Below are 3,005 nucleotides of genomic sequence, written 5' to 3' on the forward strand. Positions count from 1 at the left end.
CTTCGAGTCCGGCCGCGTGACCGACATCGTCCTGCGTCTCGACGAAGATGAAGGAGATTCCCTTCTCGTCGGCGAGTTCGGGCAGGTGCATGACGATTTCCTCCGGCGTCACGTCTTCCGCGACGTAGATGAGGTCGGCGTTGCCGCGCTCGACTGCCTTGGTCGTCTCGTTCGTTCCTTTCTTTACACTTCCTGTGTCCCGTGCGACTTCGAGCGCGTCGAGCGCTCGGTCCTGCAAGTCAGCTGGGACGTCGTAATTGACGTATACTGGCATAGGTTGTTCACCTCTCCTACGCGCTGGCTCAGGCTCCCCTGCCGGATGAGTCCTGTACGGCTAGGAGCATCATCAACCCCGCGTAGGTTGTACCCTCCAGTAGAGTATGCCCCCATAAAAACGCTTTCAAATCCATGACGGGGTGCCACGGTGGCGCACACGCTCCTATCGGTCGATTTCGGAGGATTATTCATGGGACTCGAAACCGCCGTTCCACTCCTCGCGGAGCAGGCCGTAAACGAAGGTATCGTGGTACTCCCCACGCCAAAACGTGTGGTCACGAAGTCGGCCCTCCCGCTGGAATCCTAATCGCTCCACGAGTCCCTGTGACCCGTCGTTGAAATCCCCGATTCGAGCGAACACGCGATGGAGTCCTCTGGTGTCGAAGGCGTACCGGAGGAGCAGCGAAACGGCTTCCGTCGCGTAGCCCTCGCCCTGCCAGTCGGAATCGAGCCAGTAGCCGATTTCGCCGTGGTCGCGCTCGACGCGGACAGGTTCGCCTCGCCGATCGGTTCGCCGTCCACACAGACGAGGAAGTTCGAATCGCCGTTGTCCGCCGAAATCGTGTTTTCGAAGAACTCCTCGGTCTGCTCGTGGTTGTACGGTCGGACGAACCCGAGCGACGTTCGGATGGCCGGATCAGTTCGAGCGCGCTGGATGAACTCGACGTCCTCCCGTTCGGTCGTCCTGAGTTCGACTCGTTCACCGGAGCAGAAGATGGGGCCGGGCATGTTCGTACCGAAACGAACGAATGACAAAAACGTTTCAATTCACCGTTCGATTGAGCAATTTCCCGGTCGAAACGTTTCCGACGAATCCGAACACCTGTTTTGTGCGTTCGACCCGTACGTCGGTTCATGAGTGGGGGCCGGTCATGAGCACCGAAACGGTGGCGGACGAGGAGGAACAGCACTTTTCAGCGCCCGAGGATTGGCCGAAGGATTTCGGCGAAGCCTCGTGGTGGCCGTTCATCGGCGCCCTGGGTATCGTCAGCCTGTACGTCGGCGCCGGGTTGTACGTCCTGAGCCACGGCGGAAACAGCTACGTTCCGACGTTCGTCAGCCCAATCCTGTTCGTTCTGGGGACGATGGTGTTCCTCGTTGGACTGTACGGCTGGTTGTATCACGGGTTCGTGGACCAGTACTGGCAACACGACGGTTCTGGGGGGACGAAACTCCGCTGGGGGATGACCCTGTTCCTCGGTACCGAAGTGGCGACGTTCGGCGCGGGATTCATCTACTACTTCTTCATCCGCGTCGGGACGTGGCCGCCGGCCGGAGGCATTCCGGACGTACTGAGTGCACTCGTCCTCGTCAACACGGTCATCCTCGTCGCCAGCAGCGGGACGCTCCACTACGCGCATATGTCGCTACTCCGTGGGCATCGACAGCGATTCATCGCCTTCCTCGGGTTGACCGTTCTCCTGGGAGTAATCTTCATCGGCGGGCAGATTTACGAGTACATGCTGTTCATCACGCACGAGGGATTCACCATCACGTCGGGCGTTTTCGGGAGCGCCTTCTTCGGCCTGACCGGCTTACACGGCCTCCACGTCACGCTGGGTATCGTCCTCATGAGCGTCCTGTTCATCCGCGCACTGTACGGCCAGTTCTCGGAGGAACGGGACACCTCGGTGACGACCGTCACGATGTACTGGCACTTCGTGGACGCCGTCTGGATCCTGCTCGTCGTCGCACTGTACGCCGGATCGTCGCTTGCAGGGTAGCCGACGGAAAGTAATTTTCAGTGACAGTACCCAGAAAGCATATACGTGAAGCCATGGACATCCTATCCGGCGAGGTCCCCGCGCACGAAATGCGAGCGGGTTGACGCCATCACGTAAACCCCACCTCGCCGCGACTCCTGTCTTTTCCTCCACCAAAGAGAAACATCCTTGCGGCGAACCGACCAAACACGGACGTGAACGTCTCGTCACTGGTGGCCGCGCTCCACAACGAAGCCCGCGAGTCGAACGAGCGGCGACTCCTCGTCCTCGCCGGGGACCGCGAAGAGGGCTACGAAGTCGCTCAAGATGCCCTCGCCGCCGCAAAAATCCCCGAGGGGAAAACCGCACAGGTCGCCCCTCGACGCGTGCTCGACTGCGAACAAGTGAGCCAGAACCGGGCTGGGAACCTCCTCGGAACGACCCACGAGGCGGTCGTCTTCGACGCTCACGACGGACTTCGACCGAACGCGCTCGGGAGGGTCGTCGGCGCAGTGGACGGCGGCGGCCTCTTCGTGTTGCTCACACCGCCGCTCGACTCGTGGCCGACCCGACGGGACGACTTCGACGCGACGCTCGCAGTCCCGCCATACTCCGTCGATGACGTGAGCGGGAACTTCCGACGACGGTTCGTCTCCCTGCTCCGTGCCCACCGTGGAATCGCCATCGTGGACGTGGATTCCGAATCCGTCGAGGACGACGGACTGACGAATCCCGCGCCGCGATTGGCCGACCGTGAAACCGAACGGACGTTCTCGGGCGAGGACGAAATCTTCCCCACGGCCGCCATCGAATCCTGTCTCACCGACGATCAAGCTTCGGCAGTCCACGCCTTCGACGCGCTCTCGGAACCCGACAACGCGGTCGTCGTCGAAGCCGACAGGGGCCGTGGAAAGTCGAGCGCCGCGGGAATCGCCGCCGGTTGCTTCGCCGCGGACGGCGAGGACGTACTCGTGACGGCCCGAAGCTATCGGAGCGCCCGCGAGGTGTTCGTCCGCGCGGCCGCGC

The 3,005-nt window shown here is 61.8% G+C and carries 4 protein-coding genes; 2 read left to right on the forward strand and 2 right to left on the reverse strand.

Features of this window, described 5'->3' with window-relative positions:
* A partial coding sequence (gene rpl7ae, locus WBV42_RS11160) for a 50S ribosomal protein L7Ae (protein WP_423986096.1) occupies window positions 1-274 on the reverse strand: 274 nt, incomplete at its 3' end.
* 186 nt (window positions 275-460) lie between these two features.
* Window positions 461-802, reverse strand: a complete 342-nt coding sequence (locus WBV42_RS11165; protein ID WP_423986099.1) for a GNAT family N-acetyltransferase — start codon at window positions 800-802, stop codon at window positions 461-463.
* A gap of 346 nt (window positions 803-1,148) precedes the next feature.
* Between WBV42_RS11165 and WBV42_RS11170 the strand changes: the two genes are divergently transcribed.
* Window positions 1,149-2,000, forward strand: a complete 852-nt coding sequence (locus WBV42_RS11170; RefSeq protein ID WP_423986097.1) for a cytochrome c oxidase subunit 3 — start codon at window positions 1,149-1,151, stop codon at window positions 1,998-2,000.
* A 194-nt stretch (window positions 2,001-2,194) separates the two neighbouring features.
* Window positions 2,195-3,005 (forward strand): tRNA(Met) cytidine acetyltransferase TmcA domain-containing protein (locus WBV42_RS11175; RefSeq protein ID WP_423986098.1); only part of this gene is annotated, 811 nt, incomplete at its 3' end.

It is taken from the genome of Haladaptatus sp. (assembly GCF_049589095.1).
GTDB lineage: Archaea > Halobacteriota > Halobacteria > Halobacteriales > Haladaptataceae > Haladaptatus.

Coding starts and splice junctions, on each gene's coding strand:
- WBV42_RS11170 (WP_423986097.1), top strand. CDS start 1,149: ATGAGCACCGAAACGGTGGCGGACGAGGAGGAACAGCACTTTTCAGCG.